At 67.0% G+C, this 21,319-nt stretch carries 15 protein-coding genes and 1 tRNA gene; 13 read left to right on the plus strand and 3 right to left on the minus strand.

Annotated features, from left to right (window positions below):
* Positions 1–69 precede the first annotated feature (69 nt).
* Positions 70–1,296, minus strand: a complete 1,227-nt coding sequence (locus ACHFIV_RS01960) for a pyridoxal phosphate-dependent aminotransferase (RefSeq protein ID WP_398962574.1) — start codon at positions 1,294–1,296, stop codon at positions 70–72.
* Positions 1,297–1,509: 213 nt separating this feature from the next.
* Between ACHFIV_RS01960 and ACHFIV_RS01965 the strand changes: the two genes are divergently transcribed.
* The 13 genes from ACHFIV_RS01965 to tuf all read left to right on the plus strand — a co-directional run bounded on the left by ACHFIV_RS01965 (position 1,510) and on the right by tuf (position 18,790).
* A tRNA-Trp gene (locus ACHFIV_RS01965) sits at positions 1,510–1,582 on the plus strand.
* A gap of 106 nt (positions 1,583–1,688) precedes the next feature.
* Positions 1,689–1,976 (plus strand): preprotein translocase subunit SecE, encoded by a 288-nt coding sequence (gene secE, locus ACHFIV_RS01970; protein WP_398962577.1) that lies wholly within the window; start codon positions 1,689–1,691, stop codon positions 1,974–1,976.
* Between the two features lie 74 nt (positions 1,977–2,050).
* Positions 2,051–2,953 carry a transcription termination/antitermination protein NusG gene (gene nusG / locus ACHFIV_RS01975; protein ID WP_398962580.1) on the plus strand — a complete coding sequence of 301 codons (903 nt, stop codon included), beginning with the start codon at positions 2,051–2,053 and terminating at the stop codon, positions 2,951–2,953.
* Positions 2,954–3,131: 178 nt separating this feature from the next.
* The gene (gene rplK / locus ACHFIV_RS01980) at positions 3,132–3,566 is read left to right on the plus strand and encodes a 50S ribosomal protein L11 (RefSeq protein ID WP_398962583.1); all 435 of its coding nucleotides are present in this window, start codon (positions 3,132–3,134) and stop codon (positions 3,564–3,566) included.
* Positions 3,567–3,648: 82 nt separating this feature from the next.
* Positions 3,649–4,371, plus strand: coding sequence for a 50S ribosomal protein L1 (gene rplA / locus ACHFIV_RS01985; RefSeq protein ID WP_014154604.1), 723 nt, complete (start codon positions 3,649–3,651; stop codon positions 4,369–4,371).
* A gap of 412 nt (positions 4,372–4,783) precedes the next feature.
* Complete coding sequence (rplJ, locus tag ACHFIV_RS01990; protein ID WP_033297586.1) at positions 4,784–5,347, plus strand: 50S ribosomal protein L10; 564 nt, start codon at positions 4,784–4,786, stop codon at positions 5,345–5,347.
* Positions 5,348–5,433: 86 nt separating this feature from the next.
* A complete protein-coding gene (gene rplL / locus ACHFIV_RS01995; RefSeq protein WP_033297587.1) occupies positions 5,434–5,817 on the plus strand; it encodes a 50S ribosomal protein L7/L12 in 384 nt (127 codons plus the stop codon).
* A gap of 610 nt (positions 5,818–6,427) precedes the next feature.
* On the plus strand, positions 6,428–9,913 hold the full coding sequence (gene rpoB / locus ACHFIV_RS02000) for a DNA-directed RNA polymerase subunit beta (RefSeq protein WP_398962586.1): 3,486 nt from the start codon (positions 6,428–6,430) through the stop codon (positions 9,911–9,913).
* 128 nt (positions 9,914–10,041) lie between these two features.
* Complete coding sequence (locus ACHFIV_RS02005; protein ID WP_398962589.1) at positions 10,042–13,941, plus strand: DNA-directed RNA polymerase subunit beta'; 3,900 nt, start codon at positions 10,042–10,044, stop codon at positions 13,939–13,941.
* Between the two features lie 494 nt (positions 13,942–14,435).
* Positions 14,436–14,807: a 30S ribosomal protein S12 gene (gene rpsL / locus ACHFIV_RS02010; protein ID WP_003948652.1), complete on the plus strand. Its 372-nt coding sequence runs from the start codon at positions 14,436–14,438 to the stop codon at positions 14,805–14,807.
* A gap of 2 nt (positions 14,808–14,809) precedes the next feature.
* On the plus strand, positions 14,810–15,280 hold the full coding sequence (gene rpsG, locus ACHFIV_RS02015; RefSeq protein ID WP_018101248.1) for a 30S ribosomal protein S7: 471 nt from the start codon (positions 14,810–14,812) through the stop codon (positions 15,278–15,280).
* A gap of 38 nt (positions 15,281–15,318) precedes the next feature.
* The gene (fusA, locus tag ACHFIV_RS02020) at positions 15,319–17,448 is read left to right on the plus strand and encodes an elongation factor G (protein WP_398962592.1); all 2,130 of its coding nucleotides are present in this window, start codon (positions 15,319–15,321) and stop codon (positions 17,446–17,448) included.
* 148 nt (positions 17,449–17,596) lie between these two features.
* Positions 17,597–18,790, plus strand: coding sequence for an elongation factor Tu (gene tuf, locus ACHFIV_RS02025; RefSeq protein ID WP_398962595.1), 1,194 nt, complete (start codon positions 17,597–17,599; stop codon positions 18,788–18,790).
* Positions 18,791–18,985: 195 nt separating this feature from the next.
* On the opposite strand, the gene ACHFIV_RS02030 is transcribed toward tuf, so the two are convergent.
* Together ACHFIV_RS02030 and ACHFIV_RS02035 are read right to left on the minus strand one after the other, a co-directional pair.
* Positions 18,986–19,687 carry a tpaF gene (locus ACHFIV_RS02030; RefSeq protein WP_398962598.1) on the minus strand — a complete coding sequence of 234 codons (702 nt, stop codon included), beginning with the start codon at positions 19,685–19,687 and terminating at the stop codon, positions 18,986–18,988.
* Entirely contained in the window at positions 19,684–21,312 is a 1,629-nt protein-coding gene (locus ACHFIV_RS02035; protein WP_398962601.1) for a nitroreductase family protein, read from the minus strand. Before ACHFIV_RS02035 ends, ACHFIV_RS02030 begins: the two co-directional genes overlap by 4 nt.
* Positions 21,313–21,319: the final 7 nt, after the last annotated feature.

Below are 21,319 nucleotides of genomic sequence, written 5' to 3' on the forward strand. Positions count from 1 at the left end.
TACGGCTCGAACAGAGAAGTGGCCCCCGGCCGGAGCCGGGGGCCACGTCTCTCAGGTGGAGGTCCCGCGTCAGTCGCGGGCCTCGCCCAGCAGCTTCTGGAGCCGGGAGATGCCCTCGACCAGGTCGTCGTCGCCCAGTGCGTAGGACAGCCGCAGGTAGCCCGGGGTGCCGAACGCCTCGCCCGGGACCACGGCGACCTCGGCCTCGTCCAGGATGAGGGCCGCGAGCTCGACGGAGTCAGCCGGGCGCCTGCCGCGGATCTCCTTGCCGAGCAGGCCCTTCACCGACGGGTACGCGTAGAAGGCGCCCTCGGGCTCGGGGCACAGCACGCCGTCGATCTCGTTGAGCATGTGCACGATCGTCTTACGGCGGCGGTCGAAGGCGGACCGCATCTCGGCCACCGCGTCCAGCGAACCCGAGACGGCGGCCAGCGCGGCGGCCTGCGCGACGTTGCTGACGTTCGAGGTGGCGTGCGACTGCAGGTTGGTCGCGGCCTTCACGATGTCCTTCGGGCCGATGATCCAGCCCACCCGCCAGCCGGTCATGGCGTAGGTCTTGGCGACCCCGTTGACCACGATGCACTTGTCCCGCAGCTCGGGCACGACAGCGGGGAGCGAGGCGGCGGCCGCGCCACCGTAGACCAGGTGCTCGTAGATCTCGTCCGTCATGACCCACAGGCCGTGCTCGACGGCCCAGCGGCCGATCGCCTCGGTCTCGGCCTCGCTGTAGACGGCACCCGTCGGGTTGGACGGGGACACGAACAGGACGACCTTCGTGCGCTCGGTGCGCGCCGCCTCGAGCTGCTCGACGGACACCCGGTAGCCGGTGGTCTCGTCGGCCACGACCTCGACCGGGACACCGCCGGCGAGACGGATCGACTCGGGGTAGGTCGTCCAGTAGGGGGCGGGGACGATGACCTCGTCACCCGGGTCGAGGACCGCGGCGAAGGCCTCGTAGATGGCCTGCTTGCCGCCGTTGGTGACCAGGACCTGGGAGGCGTCGACCTCGTAACCGGAGTCGCGCAGCGTCTTCGCCACGATCGCGGACTTGAGCTCGGGGAGCCCGCCCGCCGGGGTGTAGCGGTGGTACTTCGGGTTGCGGCACGCCTCGATCGCGGCGTCCACGATGTAGCCGGGGGTCGGGAAGTCGGGCTCGCCGGCGCCGAAGCCGATCACCGGACGCCCGGCTGCCTTGAGGGCCTTGGCCTTGGCGTCGACGGCGAGGGTGGCGGACTCGGAGATCGCACCGATGCGGGCCGAGACCCGGCGCTCGGTGGGAGAAGTTGCAGCGCTCATGCCCCCATGCTCCCAGACCGGAAATGCCCCGGGCACAGGGGTTTCAGGGACCGGACAGGAGTCGGACAGCATCCGGACAGGACCGGTCGGTCGTTGTCTGTTCGACGCGACGCCCCTGAGCACGTACACTCACCTGTCGTTGGCCTTCATCAGTCACACCGTTTTCCCGTCCGGCTCGCCGGGGAGGATGCGGTAGGTTGGTGGAATCCACAAAGGGTCGTAGCTCAATTGGTAGAGCACTGGTCTCCAAAACCAGCGGTTGGGGGTTCAAGTCCCTCCGGCCCTGCTACACACTCCTTCGCCAGGATGTGTGCGCATGTACGTACTTCAATGCACCGCCGTGCGGCTCCACCGGGCGCGGCACGGCCACGACCCGGAATCAGGTGAGTAGCGTGACGGACGCCGTGGGCTCCATCGACATGCCTGATGCCGAGGACGAAGCCCCCGAGTCGAAGAAGAAGGCCCGGAAGGGCGGCAAGCGCGGGAAGAAGGGCCCTCTGGGCCGTCTCGCGCTCTTCTACCGCCAGATCGTCGCCGAGCTCCGCAAGGTCGTATGGCCCACGCGCAGCCAGCTGTCGACCTACACGGCCGTGGTGATCGTGTTCGTGGTCGTCATGATCGGCCTCGTCACCGTGATTGACTTCGGATTCGCGCGGGTCGTCAAGTACGTCTTCGGCTGATCCACGCGGAGGGCGCCTCATCGGCGCCCCTTTCGCATGTTCCACCCATTTGTATCCAGGAAGAAGCAGCCATCGTGTCTGACCCGAACCTGAACGACGACGCCGAGCCCACGGCGAGCGCCGTCGAGTCCGCCGAGGACGAGCTCGACATCGTCGAGGCGGCGGATGCCGTGGCCCCGGACCAGGTCGACGCTGCTGACGCCGCCGCGGGCGAGCCCGCCGAGCAGGATGCCGTGCGTGTCGAGTCCGACGAGGACGAAGAGGCCGCCGAGTCCGGCGAGGACGAAGAGGCCGCTGAGGGCGAAGAGGCCGCCGCCGAGGACGAGGAGTCCGCAGAGGACGCCGAGCCGGCCGCCCCCGTCGACGCCGTCGCCGCCCTCCGCGACGAGCTGCGAGGACTTCCCGGCGAGTGGTACGTCATCCACACGTACGCCGGTTACGAGAAGCGCGTGAAGGCCAACCTGGAGCAGCGCGCCGTCTCGCTCAACGTCGAGGACTTCATCTACCAGGCCGAGGTGCCCGAGGAAGAGATCGTCCAGATCAAGAACGGTGAGCGGAAGAACGTCCGTCAGAACAAGCTCCCGGGTTACGTCCTGGTGCGCATGGACCTGACGAACGAGTCCTGGGGTGTTGTCCGCAACACGCCCGGTGTCACCGGCTTCGTCGGCAACGCCTACGACCCGTACCCGCTGACCCTGGACGAGATCGTCAAGATGCTCGCCCCCGAGGCCGAGGAGAAGGCGGCCCGCGAGGCGGCCGAGGCCGAGGGCAAGCCGGCTCCGGCGCGCAAGGTCGAGGTCCAGGTCCTGGACTTCGAGGTGGGCGACTCGGTCACCGTCACCGACGGTCCGTTCGCGACCCTGCAGGCGACGATCAACGAGATCAACGCCGACTCGAAGAAGGTCAAGGGCCTCGTCGAGATCTTCGGTCGCGAGACCCCGGTCGAGCTCAGCTTCGACCAGATCCAGAAGAACTGACCGGCTTTCCGCCAGCTTCTGGACACATGCCTACCGAGCAGGTCAGACGGGCTTCGCAGCCGGTCTGACCTGCTCGGTTTTTGGTCGCGCAGCTATACCCGTTATCGTTGTGCGGTATGCCTCCATCCGGATGACCGGAATGGCGGCGAAACACTCTCACTAGGACCCGGAGAGAGCAATGCCTCCCAAGAAGAAGAAGGTCACGGGGCTTATCAAGCTCCAGATCAACGCCGGTGCGGCCAACCCGGCGCCGCCGGTCGGTCCCGCACTGGGCCAGCACGGCGTCAACATCATGGAGTTCTGCAAGGCCTACAACGCCGCGACCGAGTCGCAGCGTGGCATGGTCGTGCCGGTGGAGATCACGGTCTACGAGGACCGTTCTTTCACCTTCATCACGAAGACTCCGCCGGCCGCCAAGCTGATCCTCAAGGCCGCGGGCGTCAACAAGGGCTCGGGCGAGCCGCACAAGACCAAGGTCGCCAAGATCACGGCCGACCAGGTCCGCGAGATCGCCACGACCAAGCTCCCCGACCTGAACGCCAATGACCTCGACGCCGCGTCGAAGATCATCACCGGCACCGCCCGTTCCATGGGCATCACGGTCGAAGGCTGAGTCAGCCCCGTAGGCCTTCAGTGGTAGGACCAAGCGCTGGTCCGCACCACGACTCCACACTCTGAAAACCACAGGAGTAGATGTGAAGCGCAGCAAGAACCTCCGCGCTGCGGACGCGAAGATCGACCGGGAGCGCACCTACGCCCCGCTCGAGGCCGTCCGTCTCGCCAAGGACACCGCCGCCACCAAGTTCGACGGCACCGTCGAGGTCGCGTTCTGCCTGGGTGTCGACCCTCGCAAGGCCGACCAGATGGTCCGTGGCACCGTGAACCTCCCGCACGGCACCGGCAAGACCGCCCGGGTCCTGGTCTTCGCGACCGGTGACCGTGCTGCGGCCGCGGAAGCCGCGGGCGCCGACATCGTCGGCGCCGACGAGCTCATCGACGAGGTGGCGAAGGGCCGTCTGGACTTCGACGCCGTCGTCGCCACGCCGGACCTCATGGGCAAGGTCGGCCGCCTGGGCCGCGTGCTCGGTCCGCGTGGTCTGATGCCGAACCCGAAGACCGGCACCGTCACCCCCGATGTCGTCAAGGCCGTCAACGACATCAAGGGCGGAAAGATCGAGTTCCGCGTCGACAAGCACTCGAACCTGCACTTCATCATCGGAAAGACCTCTTTCGATGACACGAAGCTGGTCGAGAACTACGGCGCGGCGCTGGAGGAGATCCTCCGTCTGAAGCCGTCCGCCGCCAAGGGTCGCTTCATCAAGAAGGCGACCATGAGCACGACGATGGGCCCCGGCATCCCGCTGGACGCCAACCGCGTGCGCAACCTCCTCGTCGAGGAGGACCCGGCCGCCGTCTGAGCCCCCGTGCTCACCCGGTAGCCGCGTCAACGGCATGGGACGGGCCCCGCAGCCTCCTCGGAGGGTGCGGGGCCCGTCCGCGTGTTCCGGTCGGACTCCCGCCTGAGCGGGCTCCGAGCCGCCCGGGAGGCTTCTTAAACCTCCCGGACCGGTCGAACCGGGACGGATTTGCTCCGAACGGCCCCGGTCACGTAAGCTCCACAGGAAGCCAAAGACCGCTGGTCGTTGCCGCACTCTCGTCAGAGGGGACGGCGACCGAAGGATCCGTCTAGCACGGACGACCCGCGCAGGTGACTATGGAGAGCTCCCGGACTCGTCCGGTAGAGCTACGCCCTGGCGCCTGCGCCGGGGCGTTTCGTCTTTCACGGCCCCTTCTGAGCGGTCCTCATCACCCGGAAGGAGGCCGACGCTCATGGCAAGGCCCGACAAGGCTGCCGCGGTAGCCGAGCTGACGGACCAGTTCCGCAGCTCGAGCGCCGCCGTGCTGACCGAGTACCGGGGTCTCACCGTGGCACAGCTCAGGCAGCTGCGCCGTTCGCTCGGTGAGAACGCCCAGTACGCCGTGGTGAAGAACACGCTGACCAAGATTGCGGCCAACGAGGCCGGGATCGACACGCTGGACGACCTGTTCTCGGGTCCGACGGCGGTTGCCTTCGTCACCGGTGACCCGGTGGAGTCGGCGAAGGGTCTTCGTGACTTCGCCAAGGAGAACCCGAGCCTCATCATCAAGGGCGGTGTCCTTGATGGTAAGGCCGTTACCGCCGATGAGTTCAAGAAGCTCGCGGACCTCGAGTCCCGCGAGGTTCTGCTCGCCAAGCTGGCCGGCGCCATGAAGGGCAAGCAGACGCAGACTGCGCAGCTCTTCCAGGCTCTGCCCTCGAAGTTCGTCCGCACCGCGGAAGCGCTTCGTGCCAAGAAGGCCGAGCAGGGCGGTGCCGGTACCCCGGCTCCCGCCGATGCCGAGGTGGCGGAGTAACACTCCGCGTCCACGGCTCGCAGCGGGCCCGTACGCCCGCCTACATATACATCCGGCACCTGCCGAATTAGTGGAAGGACGCCATCATGGCGAAGCTCAGCCAGGAAGACCTGCTCGCCCAGTTCGAGGAGCTCACCCTCATCGAGCTCTCCGAGTTCGTCAAGGCCTTCGAGGAGAAGTTCGACGTCACCGCCGCCGCCGCGGTCGCCGTCGCCGCCCCGGGTGCCCCCGGTGCCGCTGCCGAGGCCGCTGAGGAGCAGGACGAGTTCGACGTCATCCTCACCGCCGCCGGTGACAAGAAGATCCAGGTCATCAAGGTCGTGCGTGAGCTGACCTCGCTGGGTCTGAAGGAGGCCAAGGACCTCGTCGACGGCGCCCCGAAGCCCGTCCTCGAGAAGGTCGCCAAGGAGGCCGCCGAGAAGGCTGCCGAGTCCCTCAAGACCGCCGGCGCTTCCGTCGAGGTCAAGTGACCCTGCGAGTCCTCTGACTCCGTAGGACGGTCCCTGCCGCGAGGCAGGGACGTCACAGCGTGAAGGGCGATCACCCATCCGGGTGGTCGCCCTTTGGCGTGCCCCCCGAGGCTGCCTTGATCTTCCGCGTGCGACGAGTAGGGTGATCTTCGCCGTGCGTTTCTCCCGGGCGCCGCGAGGCGTCAACCGGCGTCCTCCGGGCGCAGGTGAAGATCGCCGGGCGTCCGCCGGGCCCCTCGGGGCCTTGACGAACCGCACGCGGCGCGCAATTCTCAGGACGCGTCGTCATCTCGATCCGCTTCCGAGGCATGGATCGAGAGCGAAGAGGGCAGTAAAGAAGAGCGCACACCGCGCGAGGGCTATTCATAGGTGTTGAGAACAGCTGTTGAGAGCAACGTGGGTCTCTGAGAACCGCGACTGGACATCAGTGTGGCGTTTGGCTACACTGACCCTTTGCGCTGCCTGTTAGCTGCCTCCTGCCCGTCACCAGGGGCATGCCCACGCCTGGCACCGACGACCGGATAATCCCTGACCTTGGGATTTCTGTCTCTGTGTACGGCTTGGGGCCGGTACGCGCGTAGTGAGTCCGAGCCCTCGGAAGGACCCCCTCTTGGCCGCCTCGCGCAACGCCTCGACCTCGAATACGAACAACGGTGCCAGCACCGCCCCGCTGCGCATCTCTTTTGCAAAGATCAAGGAGCCCCTCGAGGTTCCGAACCTCCTCGCGCTGCAGACCGAGAGCTTTGACTGGCTCCTCGGCAATGCCGCCTGGAAGGCTCGCGTCGAGGCTGCTCTGGACAGCGGACAAGACGTCCCCACCAAGTCCGGCCTGGAGGAGATCTTCGAGGAGATCTCGCCGATCGAGGACTTCTCCGGGTCGATGTCGCTCACCTTCCGCGACCACCGCTTCGAGCCCCCGAAGAACTCGATCGACGAGTGCAAGGAGCGCGACTTCACGTTCGCCGCGCCGCTCTTCGTCACGGCCGAGTTCACCAACAACGAGACCGGCGAGATCAAGTCCCAGACGGTCTTCATGGGCGACTTCCCGCTCATGACCAACAAGGGCACCTTCGTCATCAACGGCACCGAGCGTGTCGTCGTGTCGCAGCTCGTGCGCTCGCCGGGTGTCTACTTCGACTCCTCCATCGACAAGACGTCCGACAAGGACATCTTCTCCGCCAAGATCATCCCGTCCCGGGGTGCCTGGCTGGAGATGGAGATCGACAAGCGCGACATGGTCGGTGTCCGCATCGACCGCAAGCGCAAGCAGTCCGTCACCGTCCTCCTGAAGGCTCTCGGCTGGACCACCGAGCAGATCCTCGAGGAGTTCGGCGAGTACGAGTCCATGCGCGCCACCCTGGAGAAGGACCACACCCAGGGCCAGGACGACGCGCTGCTCGACATCTACCGCAAGCTGCGCCCGGGCGAGCCGCCCACGCGCGAGGCCGCTCAGACGCTGCTCGAGAACCTCTACTTCAACCCGAAGCGCTACGACCTCGCGAAGGTCGGCCGCTACAAGGTGAACAAGAAGCTCGGCGCCGACGAGCCGCTCGACGCCGGTGTCCTCACCAGCGACGACATCATCGCCACCATCAAGTACCTGGTGAAGCTGCACGCCGGTGAGACCGAGACGGTCGGTGAGTCCGGTCGCTCGATCATGGTCGAGACCGACGACATCGACCACTTCGGCAACCGTCGTATCCGTAACGTCGGTGAGCTGATCCAGAACCAGGTCCGTACGGGTCTCGCCCGTATGGAGCGTGTCGTGCGTGAGCGCATGACCACCCAGGACGTCGAGGCGATCACGCCGCAGACCCTGATCAACATCCGGCCGGTCGTCGCCTCCATCAAGGAGTTCTTCGGCACCAGCCAGCTGTCCCAGTTCATGGACCAGAACAACCCGCTGTCGGGCCTGACGCACAAGCGTCGTCTCAACGCCCTCGGCCCGGGTGGTCTGTCCCGTGAGCGGGCCGGCTTCGAGGTCCGTGACGTCCACCCGTCGCACTACGGCCGCATGTGCCCGATCGAGACGCCCGAAGGCCCGAACATCGGTCTGATCGGCTCGCTGGCCTCCTACGGGCGCATCAACCCGTTCGGCTTCATCGAGACGCCGTACCGCAAGGTCGTCGAGGGCGTCGTCACCGACGACGTCGACTACCTGACGGCCGACGAAGAGGACCGCTTCGTGATCGCCCAGGCGAACGCGACGCTCTCCGAGGACATGCGCTTCACCGAGGCCCGCGTCCTGGTCCGCCGTCGTGGCGGGGAGATCGACTACATCCCCGGCGACGACGTCGACTACATGGACGTCTCGCCGCGCCAGATGGTGTCCGTCGCCACCGCGATGATCCCGTTCCTCGAGCACGACGACGCCAACCGCGCCCTCATGGGCGCGAACATGATGCGTCAGGCCGTCCCGCTCATCAAGAGCGAGGCGCCGCTGGTCGGTACCGGCATGGAGTACCGCTGTGCCACCGACGCCGGTGACGTGCTCAAGGCGGAGAAGGCGGGTGTGGTCCAGGAGGTCTCCGCGGACTACATCACCGTGACGAACGACGACGGCACGTACACCACGTACCGCATCGCCAAGTTCTCGCGCTCCAACCAGGGCACCTCGGTCAACCAGAAGGTCGTCGTCTCCGAGGGCGACCGCGTGATCGAGAGCCAGGTCCTCGCCGACGGGCCGGCCACCGAGAACGGTGAGATGGCGCTCGGCAAGAACCTGCTCGTGGCGTTCATGCCGTGGGAGGGCCACAACTACGAGGACGCGATCATCCTGTCGCAGCGCCTCGTGCAGGACGACGTCCTCTCCTCGATCCACATCGAGGAGCACGAGGTCGACGCCCGTGACACCAAGCTCGGCCCGGAGGAGATCACCCGGGACATCCCGAACGTCTCCGAGGAGGTCCTCGCCGACCTCGACGAGCGCGGCATCATCCGCATCGGTGCCGAGGTCGTCGCCGGCGACATCCTCGTCGGCAAGGTCACGCCCAAGGGTGAGACCGAGCTGACCCCCGAGGAGCGCCTGCTCCGCGCGATCTTCGGTGAGAAGGCGCGCGAGGTGCGCGACACCTCGCTGAAGGTCCCGCACGGCGAGATCGGCAAGGTCATCGGCGTCCGCGTCTTCGACCGCGAAGAGGGCGACGAGCTGCCGCCGGGCGTGAACCAGCTGGTCCGCGTCTACGTCGCGCAGAAGCGCAAGATCACCGACGGTGACAAGCTCGCCGGCCGTCACGGCAACAAGGGTGTCATCTCCAAGATCCTCCCGATCGAGGACATGCCGTTCCTCGAGGACGGCACCCCGGTCGACATCATCCTCAACCCGCTGGGTGTCCCGTCCCGAATGAACCCGGGACAGGTCCTGGAGATCCACCTCGGCTGGCTCGCCAGCCGCGGCTGGGACGTCTCCGGCCTCGGTGACGAGTGGGCCCAGCGCCTGCAGGCCATCGGCGCCGACCAGGTCGCACCCGGCACCAACGTCGCCACGCCCGTCTTCGACGGCGCGCGCGAGGACGAGATCACCGGCCTCTTCCAGGCCACGATCCCCAACCGCGACGGCGACCGGCTGGTCCAGCCCTCGGGCAAGGCCAACCTGTTCGACGGCCGCTCCGGCGAGCCGTTCCCGGACCCGGTCTCGGTCGGGTACATGTACATCCTCAAGCTGCACCACCTGGTCGACGACAAGCTCCACGCGCGTTCGACCGGCCCGTACTCCATGATCACGCAGCAGCCGCTGGGTGGTAAGGCGCAGTTCGGTGGGCAGCGATTCGGTGAGATGGAGGTGTGGGCCCTTGAGGCTTACGGCGCCGCATACGCCCTCCAGGAACTGCTGACGATCAAGTCCGACGACGTCACCGGCCGCGTGAAGGTCTACGAGGCGATCGTCAAGGGCGAGAACATCCCCGAGCCGGGCATTCCCGAGTCCTTCAAGGTGCTCATCAAGGAAATGCAGTCGCTCTGCCTCAACGTGGAGGTGCTGTCCTCGGACGGCATGTCCATCGAGATGCGCGACACGGACGAGGACGTCTTCCGCGCGGCGGAGGAGCTCGGTATCGACCTGTCCCGGCGAGAGCCGAGCAGCGTCGAAGAGGTCTGACGGGTTGCCCGGCCGGATCCTCGTGATCCGGCCGGCCCTCCCCGGACCCGTTCAGACCATTGCTGAAGTGCCCCGATTTCTCGCGTGAGCGAGGGGGCTCGAACCCCCGAAAGAGGGATTGACGACAAGTGCTCGACGTCAACTTCTTCGACGAGCTGCGGATCGGCCTTGCCACCGCGGACGACATCCGGACCTGGTCCCACGGCGAAGTGAAGAAGCCGGAGACCATCAACTACCGCACGCTCAAGCCCGAGAAGGACGGACTCTTCTGCGAGAAGATCTTCGGTCCGACCCGGGACTGGGAGTGCTACTGCGGCAAGTACAAGCGTGTCCGCTTCAAGGGCATCATCTGTGAGCGCTGTGGCGTGGAGGTCACGCGCGCCAAGGTGCGCCGTGAGCGCATGGGCCACATCGAGCTTGCCGCTCCCGTCACCCACATCTGGTACTTCAAGGGCGTCCCGTCGCGCCTCGGATACCTGCTGGACCTCGCGCCGAAGGACCTCGAGAAGGTCATCTACTTCGCCGCGTACATGATCACGTTCGTCGACGAGGAGCGCCGCACGCGTGACCTCCCGTCGCTGGAGGCGCACGTCTCCGTCGAGCGCCAGCAGATCGAGAACCGCCGCGACTCGGACCTCGAGAACCGCGCCAAGAAGCTCGAGACCGACCTGGCCGAGCTCGAGGCCGAGGGCGCCAAGGCCGACGTGCGCCGCAAGGTGCGCGAAGGCGCCGAGCGTGAGATGAAGCAGCTGCGCGACCGTGCGCAGCGCGAGATCGACCGTCTCGACGAGGTGTGGAGCCGCTTCAAGAACCTCAAGGTCCAGGACCTCGAGGGCGACGAGCTGCTCTACCGCGAGCTGCGTGACCGCTTCGGCACGTACTTCGACGGCTGCATGGGCGCCGCCGCCCTGCAGAAGCGCCTGGAGTCCTTCGACCTCGACGAGGAGGCCGAGCGCCTCCGCGAGATCATCCGCACCGGCAAGGGCCAGAAGAAGACCCGTGCGCTCAAGCGCCTCAAGGTCGTCTCCGCGTTCCTGCAGACGAGCAACAAGCCCAAGGGCATGGTGCTCGACTGCGTGCCGGTCATCCCGCCGGACCTGCGTCCGATGGTGCAGCTGGACGGTGGCCGCTTCGCGACCTCCGACCTGAACGACCTGTACCGCCGTGTGATCAACCGCAACAACCGCCTCAAGCGTCTCCTCGACCTCGGTGCCCCCGAGATCATCGTGAACAACGAGAAGCGGATGCTGCAGGAGGCCGTCGACGCGCTGTTCGACAACGGCCGCCGCGGTCGCCCGGTCACCGGTCCCGGTAACCGTCCCCTGAAGTCCCTCAGCGACATGCTGAAGGGCAAGCAGGGCCGTTTCCGCCAGAACCTCCTCGGCAAGCGCGTGGACTACTCCGCGCGTTCCGTGATCGTCGTCGGTCCGCAGCTCAAGCTGCACCAGTGCGGTCTGCCGAAGGCGATGGCGCTGGAGCTCTTCAAGCCGTTCGTGATGAAGCGCCTGGTCGACCTGAACCACGCGCAGAACATCAAGTCGGCCAAGCGCATGGTCGAGCGTGGCCGCACCGTCGTGTACGACGTCCTCGAAGAGGTCATCGCCGAGCACCCGGTGCTGCTGAACCGTGCGCCCACCCTGCACCGCCTCGGCATCCAGGCCTTCGAGCCCCAGCTGGTCGAGGGCAAGGCCATCCAGATCCACCCGCTCGTCTGCACCGCGTTCAACGCGGACTTCGACGGTGACCAGATGGCCGTGCACCTGCCGCTCTCCGCGGAGGCGCAGGCCGAGGCCCGCATCCTGATGCTGTCCTCGAACAACATCCTGAAGCCGGCTGACGGCCGTCCCGTCACCATGCCGACCCAGGACATGGTGCTGGGCCTCTTCTTCCTCACCACGGACGAAGAGGGCCGCAACGTCAAGGGCACGGACCGTGCGTTCGGCTCCACGGCCGAGGCCACCATGGCCTTCGACGCCCGCGAGCTGTCGCTCCAGGCGAAGGTCGACATCCGCTTCCCGGTGGGCACCATGCCTCCGCGTGGCTGGGTGCCGCCGGTCGCCGAGGAGGGCGAGCCCGAGTACCAGCCGGGTGACACCTTCCGCCTGCGTACGAGCCTGGGCCGCGCGCTCTTCAACGAGCTGCTGCCCGAGGACTACCCGTTCGTCGACTACTCGGTGGGCAAGAAGCAGCTCTCCGAGATCGTCAACGACCTGGCCGAGCGCTACCCCAAGGTCATCGTGGCGGCGACGCTCGACAACCTGAAGGCGGCCGGTTTCCACTGGGCGACCCGCTCCGGTGTGACCGTGGCCATCTCCGACGTCGTCGTGCCCGAGGCCAAGAAGGCCATCGTCAAGGGCTACGAGGAGCAGGACGAGAAGGTCCAGAAGCAGTACGAGCGCGGTCTCATCACCAAGGACGAGCGCACGCAGGAGCTCATCGCGATCTGGACCAAGGCGACCAACGAGGTCGCCGAGGCGATGAACGCGAACTTCCCGAAGACGAACCCCATCTTCATGATGGTCGACTCGGGTGCCCGAGGAAACATGATGCAGATGCGTCAGATCGCGGGTATGCGTGGTCTGGTGTCGAACGCCAAGAACGAGACGATTCCCCGTCCCATCAAGGCGTCCTTCCGTGAGGGCCTCACCGTTCTGGAGTACTTCATCTCCACGCACGGTGCCCGTAAGGGTCTGGCTGACACCGCCCTGCGTACCGCCGACTCGGGTTACCTGACCCGTCGTCTGGTGGACGTCTCGCAGGACGTGATCATCCGCGAGGAGGACTGCGGCACCGACCGCGGCCTCAAGCTGAAGATCGCCGTCAAGGGCGCCGACGGTGTCCTCCGCAAGACGGACGACGTCGAGACCTCGGTCTACGCCCGCATGCTCGCCGAGGACGTCGTCGTCGACGGCAAGGTCATCGCGCCTGCCAACGTCGACCTCGGTGACGTCCTGATCGACGCCCTGGTGGGCGCCGGAGTCGAGGAGGTCAAGACCCGCTCGGTCCTGACCTGTGAGTCCGCGGTCGGCACCTGTGCCTTCTGCTACGGACGCTCGCTCGCCACCGGCAAGCTGGTCGACATCGGTGAGGCGGTCGGCATCATCGCCGCCCAGTCCATCGGTGAGCCCGGTACCCAGCTGACGATGCGTACCTTCCACACCGGTGGTGTGGCCGGTGACGACATCACCCAGGGTCTGCCGCGTGTCGTCGAGCTCTTCGAGGCCCGTACGCCCAAGGGTGTCGCCCCGATCTCGGAGGCGGCCGGCCGCGTCCGTATCGAGGAGACCGAGAAGACCAAGAAGCTCGTCGTCACCCCGGACGACGGCAGCGAGGAGACGGCGTTCCCGATCTCCAAGCGTGCCCGTCTCCTGGTCGGCGAGGGCGACCCGGTCGAGGTGGGCCAGAAGCTCACCGTCGGTGCCACCAACCCGCACGACGTGCTCCGGATCCTCGGTCAGCGCGCGGTCCAGGTCCACCTGGTCGGCGAGGTCCAGAAGGTCTACAACTCGCAGGGCGTGTCGATCCACGACAAGCACATCGAGATCATCATCCGGCAGATGCTGCGCCGTGTGACGATCATCGAGTCCGGCGACGCGGAGCTGCTGCCGGGCGAGCTCGTCGAGCGGTCGAAGTTCGAGACCGAGAACCGTCGTGTGGTCACCGAGGGCGGTCACCCCGCCTCCGGCCGTCCGCAGCTGATGGGTATCACCAAGGCCTCGCTCGCCACCGAGTCGTGGCTGTCGGCGGCGTCCTTCCAGGAGACGACCAGGGTCCTGACCGACGCGGCGATCAACGCCAAGTCGGACTCCCTGATCGGCCTCAAGGAGAACGTCATCATCGGTAAGCTCATCCCGGCCGGTACGGGTCTCTCCCGCTACCGCAACATCCGGGTCGAGCCGACCGAGGAAGCCAAGGCCGCGATGTACTCGGCCGTCGGCTACGACGACATCGACTACTCGCCGTTCGGCACGGGCTCCGGCCAGGCCGTTCCGCTGGAGGACTACGACTACGGTCCGTACAACCAGTAGAAGTGAGTGAGAAGGGCGCCCACCCCCGTCGAGCGGACGGGGTGGGCGCCCTTTCGCGTGCCCGGCGCCGACGGGCGTGAGGTCGGTCACCAGGGGTGACCGGACGCCGGACGCCGACGGCCGGGTCGCGGCCGCCGTGCCGGGGTGTGCGCGGGCCGTTCTGCCTGGTGAGGAGGGCAGTGCCGGCCGACAGGCTGCCGCCCGGAGGCCGCTCCCCACCTCGGGGCGCCGGACCGCGGAGGCCGGGGGCCGGGGGTGGACGGCATTTGTTTTGACCCAGCTCCGTGAGGTAGGTACGCTCAAGCCTTGTGCCTGGGGTGTGCCTGGGCTCGGGTGCGTGTCCTCAACCGCATGGCGAGTCCGTAAGTGGCCACCGCAATCTGTGTTCCTTCTGCCTTCCGGCAGGGGCGTGCAGTATTCGACACACCCGACCGCGTGGGTCGGCGAGTGTTCCAGGTTAGTTTCACGAACGGCACACAGAAACCGGAGAAGTAGTGCCTACGATCCAGCAGCTGGTCCGGAAGGGCCGGCAGGACAAGGTCGAGAAGAACAAGACGCCCGCGCTCGAGGGTTCGCCCCAGCGTCGTGGTGTCTGCACGCGTGTGTTCACGACCACCCCGAAGAAGCCGAACTCGGCGCTCCGTAAGGTCGCGCGTGTGCGTCTGACCTCCGGTATCGAGGTCACGGCCTACATCCCGGGTGAGGGGCACAACCTGCAGGAGCACTCCATCGTGCTCGTGCGTGGTGGCCGTGTGAAGGACCTGCCGGGTGTTCGTTACAAGATCATCCGCGGTTCGCTCGACACCCAGGGTGTCAAGAACCGCAAGCAGGCCCGCAGCCGCTACGGCGCCAAGAAGGAGAAGTAAGAATGCCTCGTAAGGGCCCCGCCCCGAAGCGCCCGGTCATCATCGACCCGGTCTACAGCTCTCCTCTTGTCACCTCGCTGATCAACAAGATCCTGCTCGACGGCAAGCGTTCCACCGCCGAGCGGATCGTGTACGGCGCCATGGAAGGCCTCCGCGAGAAGACCGGCGCTGACCCGGTCATCACGCTGAAGCGCGCGCTTGAGAACGTCAAGCCCTCGCTCGAGGTCAAGTCCCGCCGTGTCGGTGGCGCCACCTACCAGGTGCCGATCGAGGTCAAGCCCGGTCGCGCCGCCACCCTCGCTCTGCGCTGGGTCGTGGGTTACTCCCGCGCCCGTCGCGAGAAGACCATGACCGAGCGCCTCATGAACGAGCTGCTCGACGCCTCCAACGGTCTTGGCGCTGCCGTCAAGAAGCGCGAGGACACCCACAAGATGGCCGAGTCCAACAAGGCCTTCGCGCACTACCGCTGGTAGTCGCTTCCCCCATCGAGACCGAGAGAAGATTGAGCCTTATGGCCACCACTTCGCTTGACCTGGCCAAGGTCCGCAACATCGGGATCATGGCCCACATCGACGCGGGCAAGACGACCACCACTGAGCGGATCCTCTTCTACACCGGCGTCTCGTACAAGATCGGTGAAGTCCACGACGGCGCAGCCACGATGGACTGGATGGAGCAGGAGCAGGAGCGCGGCATCACGATCACGTCCGCCGCGACGACCTGTCACTGGCCGCTCAATGATGTTGACCACACCATCAACATCATCGACACCCCGGGTCACGTCGACTTCACCGTCGAGGTGGAGCGTTCGCTCCGCGTCCTCGACGGTGCCGTCACCGTGTTCGACGGTGTGGCCGGCGTCGAGCCGCAGTCCGAGACCGTCTGGCGTCAGGCGGACCGCTACGGCGTGCCGCGCATCTGCTTCGTCAACAAGCTCGACCGCACCGGTGCCGAGTTCCACCGCTGCGTCGACATGATCGTGCAGCGCCTGGGCGCGGTCCCGCTGGTCATGCAGCTCCCCATCGGTGCCGAAGCCGACTTCAAGGGCGTCGTCGACCTCGTGTCGATGAAGGCCTTCGTGTGGTCGGACGAGGCCGCCAAGGGCGAGATGTACGACACCGTCGAGATCCCGGACACCCACAAGGAGGCCGCCGAGGAATGGCGCGGCAAGCTCCTTGAGGCCGTCTCGGAGAACGACGACCAGATGATGGAGCTGTACCTCGAGGGCGAAGAGCCCACCGAGGAGCAGCTGCACGAGGCGATCCGTCGGATCACCCTCGCGTCGAAGGGCACGGCCGACTCCGTCACCGTGACCCCCGTCTTCTGTGGCACGGCGTTCAAGAACAAGGGCGTCCAGCCCCTGCTCGACGCGGTCGTCCGCTACCTGCCTTCCCCCCTGGACGTCGAGGCCATCGAGGGCCACGACGTCAAGGACCCCGAGGTCGTCGTCAAGCGCAAGCCCTCGGACGACGAGCCGTTCTCCGGCCTGGCGTTCAAGATCGCGAGCGACCCGCACCTCGGCAAGCTCACCTTCGTCCGGATCTACTCCGGTCGCCTCGAGGCCGGCACCGCGGTGCTGAACTCGGTCAAGGGCAAGAAGGAGCGCATCGGCAAGATCTACCGCATGCACGCGAACAAGCGTGAGGAGATCGCGTCGGTGGGCGCCGGTGACATCGTCGCCGTCATGGGCCTGAAGCAGACCACCACCGGTGAGACGCTGTGCGACGACAAGCACCCGGTGATCCTGGAGTCCATGGACTTCCCGGCGCCGGTGATCCAGGTCGCCATCGAGCCCAAGTCCAAGGGTGACCAGGAGAAGCTGGGTGTCGCCATCCAGCGCCTCTCGGAGGAGGACCCCTCCTTCCAGGTGCACTCCGACGAGGAGACCGGCCAGACCATCATCGGTGGTATGGGCGAGCTTCACCTCGAGGTGCTCGTCGACCGCATGAAGCGCGAGTTCCGCGTCGAGGCGAACGTCGGCAAGCCCCAGGTCGCATATCGTGAGACGATCCGCAAGGCCGTCGAGCGCATCGACTACACGCACAAGAAGCAGACTGGTGGTACCGGCCAGTTCGCGAAGGTGCAGATCGCGATCGAGCCCATCGAGGGCGGCGACGCGTCGTACGAGTTCGTCAACAAGGTCACCGGTGGCCGCATCCCCCGTGAGTACATCCCCTCGGTGGACGCGGGTGCCCAGGAAGCCATGCAGTTCGGCATCCTGGCCGGCTACGAGATGGTGGGCGTCCGCGTCACCCTTCTCGACGGTGGTTACCACGAGGTCGACTCCTCGGAGCTCGCCTTCAAGATCGCCGGTTCGCAGGCGTTCAAGGAGGGTGCTCGCAAGGCGTCCCCCGTGCTTCTCGAGCCGATGATGGCCGTCGAGGTCACCACGCCCGAGGACTACATGGGTGAAGTCGTCGGCGACATCAACTCCCGCCGTGGCCAGATCCAGGCCATGGAGGAGCGCCACGGCGCTCGCGTCGTGAAGGGCCTCGTGCCCCTCTCGGAGATGTTCGGCTACGTCGGAGACCTCCGCAGCAAGACCTCGGGTCGCGCAAGCTACTCGATGCAGTTCGACTCCTACGCCGAGGTTCCGCGGAACGTCGCCGAGGAGATCATCGCGAAGGCCAAGGGCGAGTAACTCTTCCGAGCTCACGCTTTAGGCTTGTCACCGGAGCCCGGCCGGGCATCCGTCGCAGAGCGGCGGATGCCCCCCGGCACCGGCATTCCAGCAAAGATCACCTGGCGCCGATGAAGCAAGGCGTACAGAACCACTCAGGAGGACCCCAGTGGCGAAGGCAAAGTTCGAGCGGACTAAGCCGCACGTCAACATCGGCACCATCGGTCACATCGACCACGGTAAGACGACCCTCACGGCCGCCATTACCAAGGTGCTGCACGACGCGTACCCGGACCTGAACGAGGCCTCGGCCTTCGACCAGATCGACAAGGCTCCTGAGGAGCGTCAGCGCGGTATCACGATCTCGATCGCGCACGTCGAGTACCAGACGGAGTCGCGTCACTACGCGCACGTCGACTGCCCGGGTCACGCCGACTACATCAAGAACATGATCACGGGTGCGGCGCAGATGGACGGCGCCATCCTCGTGGTCGCGGCCACCGACGGCCCGATGCCGCAGACCAAGGAGCACGTGCTCCTGGCCCGCCAGGTCGGCGTGCCGTACATCGTCGTCGCGCTGAACAAGGCCGACATGGTGGACGACGAGGAGATCCTGGAGCTCGTCGAGCTCGAGGTCCGTGAGCTCCTCTCCGAGTACGAGTTCCCGGGCGACGACGTTCCCGTCGTCAAGGTCTCGGCGCTCAAGGCGCTCGAGGGCGACAAGGAGTGGGGCCAGTCGGTCCTCAACCTCATGGCCGCCGTCGACGAGGCCATCCCGCAGCCCGAGCGTGACGTCGAGAAGCCGTTCCTCATGCCCATCGAGGACGTCTTCACGATCACCGGTCGCGGTACGGTCGTCACCGGCCGCATCGAGCGTGGTGTCCTCAAGGTCAACGAGACCGTCGACATCGTCGGTATCAAGACCGAGAAGACCACCACCACGGTCACCGGCATCGAGATGTTCCGCAAGCTGCTCGACGAGGGCCAGGCCGGTGAGAACGTCGGTCTGCTGCTTCGTGGCATCAAGCGCGAGGACGTCGAGCGCGGCCAGGTCATCATCAAGCCGGGTTCGGTCACGCCGCACACCGAGTTCCAGGCCCAGGCCTACATCCTGTCGAAGGACGAGGGTGGCCGTCACACCCCCTTCTTCAACAACTACCGCCCGCAGTTCTACTTCCGTACCACGGACGTGACGGGCGTGGTGACCCTTCCCGAGGGCACCGAGATGGTCATGCCGGGTGACAACACCCTCATGGACGTCGCGCTGATCCAGCCGGTCGCCATGGAAGAGGGCCTGAAGTTCGCCATCCGTGAGGGTGGTCGTACGGTGGGCGCCGGCCAGGTCACCAAGATCACCAAGTAATTCCGTTTACTTGATGGTCGGGGTAACCCGGTTGCTCTGAACTGAGCACACAGCACCAAGCAGGGCCCGTACGGCGTCACGCCGTACGGGCCCTGTGCCGTCTCCGCGGGTTCGCGGAGACGCGACGACGGCCCGCACCTCCCAGGGGGGTGCGGGCCGTCGTGGCGTGGGTGTCGTCGGCGTCGGCAGGCGCGGTCAGCTCCGTGTCGGTCGCGCGTACGTGGTGGCCAGCAGGGAATGGCGGGTCGCCCCGTCGCTGTGGACCAGGTGGTGCACGGACGACGGGACGAAGCCGCCGAACAGTGTGCCGACGAGCCCTCGTGCCTGGCAGCGGAGATTGAGGTCGTAGGTGGCCATCGACGCCCGCAGCGCACTGATGCGGTAGCCGTGGGAGCCCGCCCAGGTGTCCGCCTGGTCCAGACTCGCGTACAGGGCGACGATCCCCGCTCCGGTGGAGAACTCCCGCTGGACGCCGAGGTTCTCGGGCGGGCCGATCTCTTCCAGCCCGGCGAGGTAGCTCGTCTCCTCGGCGGTCACCCGGTACAGCCCCGGCTCGGCGCCCTCGCTGCGGAACGCGAAGACGAAGGCCTCCAGTGCGCCCGCCGAGGCGTCGAGCCCCCAGTCGTCACGGTCCCGACGCAGCACGTCACGCGACAGCGAGAGGATCACGTCCGTGCGTACCGGCAACGGCGCGTAGTGCAGCGAGGAGCGGCGCCGTTCGAGCGTGCCTCGCAGGTCGTGGACCGGCCGGAGGTCATCGGCCGACGGGTGCGGTTCGGTGGGCACGGAGACCGCGAACGGCACCGGCCTGCGCTCGGCAGCCCGGCCGTCCGACGTGGGCGTCCGGGAGCTGAAGCCCTCCAGCACGGCCGTCATGGAGGTCAGGTCGTTCCTCATGCGGTACCTCCCAGGGTCGCGAAGGCCGCCACGGGCTCGTCCGCGGGTGAAGTGCCGAGCAGCCGGGCCAGCGCGTCGTCGTCCCAGTCCGTCCTGGGTGTGAAGCCGAGACCGAGGTGCTGTGCGAGCTCGCGCAGACTGGCCAGGTTGCAGCCCGCGTCCAGGAAGACGAGCCGGAAGCCGAACGTGCCGTACTTGGTCATGACCTTCCTGAGATCGCCGGTGATGATGACGTCGCACGGCGAGTCCCCCGGAGGCACCTCGTCGGAGACGGTCACGAGGGTGTGGCTGCTCTGGGCGTACGCGTAGACCCCTGGAGGCATGACCCGCTCGTCGCGCAGCACCACGTAGGCCGTGGTGCTGCCGATGTTTCCCGACGCGGCGGTCCATCGTTTGACGCGCTCCGGAGTGGTCTCGTCCTCCCTCACCCCGAAGGCGATCTTCAGCAGCAGCCCCAGGGAGCTCAGGGTGAGCGGGACGTCGCCCTGGGAAGGGTCGTGCCGTCCGGACCCGGCGAGCACGGAGAGATCGAGGGCGGGGAGCGGTGTGTGCGGGCGGCTCGGCCAGTCCTTGAACTGCGACTGCAGGCGCAGGTTGGACGCGTAGTAGTGCGCCTGGTGGTCCTTCGGAGCCAGGAAGGCGCGTGGGGGCATCGCGACCGAGGCCTCGTAGACGGCACCGGCGGGCGCCTGCGGCGCGACCGGCCCCCGGGCGTAGGAGCAGCGGGGGCACCCCGGGCGGACGACGACCGGCCGGTAGGTCGTGCTCAGGGTCGCGGTGTCGATGACGGTGAAGTCGCCGGGGAGGTGCGAGATCGTGGCCCGGGCGAGCAACGCCGTGACGTGGTGGGAGGCCAGGCCGACGGCCAGGTCGTACAGGTGCTCCGGCGGCTCGCCGGCGAGGTCCGCCTCGCCGTGCCGGCCGCAGTCCAGGCAGGGCGTGATCGAGAGGTCGGCGTACGGGCCGATGGTGATCGTCCGCGCGTCGGTGCGTACCCGCAGCAACGGACGCCCCTCCCTTCGGCACCGTTCCTCGGTGGCGGCGAGCAGTGGTGCCGACGAGGGCGTCTCGAAGAACACGGTGAGCTCGTCCACGGGGCCCGACGGACCGGTCGGTTCCGTGACCACCGGGCACACCTCCCGCAGCGCCCGGCGGGCCCTGGTGACCAGGGCGGCGTCTCCCTCGAGGCGCACCGGGCGCGAGGCGGGCCGCGCCGCGGCGTCCGCCCATGACGGGTTCGATCCGGTGGAGTTGCCCAGCCTGGAGAGGAAGACGGCCCATTCGGGCGGGACGTCCGGCTCCTCGCCGGACACGGCCTCCTCGACCGCCCCGGCCGTCCACAGCAGGGCCACGCACTTGTAGACCGTTGCCTCGTCGAATCCGGTCTTGAGCGCCAGTTCCGCGTGGTCGCGGGTGCCGTCACACGCCTCGGTCAGCGGCACGAGCCCCTCGCGCGCGAACGCCCCGGAGAACACCTGGGCCCGGTCGGCCCCGTCGAGCACGACGGATTCCCCCGCCCTGCGCAGCCTCACCCCTCGTCGCAGGACGGGACGGACGGGGACGGTCAACTGCATGTCCGTACGTGCGGCCCGCCCGATCTGCTCGGCCTTCATCTCGGCAACCATGATCGAT

Source organism: Streptomyces sp. ALB3 (assembly GCF_044385685.1).
GTDB lineage: Bacteria > Actinomycetota > Actinomycetes > Streptomycetales > Streptomycetaceae > Streptomyces.

Bases quoted from the DNA above. Each gene is read 5' to 3' on its own strand.
- ACHFIV_RS01960 (WP_398962574.1), bottom strand. From the start codon at position 1,296: ATGAGCGCTGCAACTTCTCCCACCGAGCGCCGGGTCTCGGCCCGCATC.
- rplK (WP_398962583.1), top strand. From the start codon at position 3,132: ATGCCTCCCAAGAAGAAGAAGGTCACGGGGCTTATCAAGCTCCAGATC.
- rplJ (WP_033297586.1), top strand. From the start codon at position 4,784: ATGGCAAGGCCCGACAAGGCTGCCGCGGTAGCCGAGCTGACGGACCAG.
- rplL (WP_033297587.1), top strand. From the start codon at position 5,434: ATGGCGAAGCTCAGCCAGGAAGACCTGCTCGCCCAGTTCGAGGAGCTC.
- rpsG (WP_018101248.1), top strand. From the start codon at position 14,810: ATGCCTCGTAAGGGCCCCGCCCCGAAGCGCCCGGTCATCATCGACCCG.
- fusA (WP_398962592.1), top strand. From the start codon at position 15,319: ATGGCCACCACTTCGCTTGACCTGGCCAAGGTCCGCAACATCGGGATC.
- ACHFIV_RS02030 (WP_398962598.1), bottom strand. From the start codon at position 19,687: ATGAGGAACGACCTGACCTCCATGACGGCCGTGCTGGAGGGCTTCAGC.
- ACHFIV_RS02035 (WP_398962601.1), bottom strand. From the start codon at position 21,312: ATGGTTGCCGAGATGAAGGCCGAGCAGATCGGGCGGGCCGCACGTACG.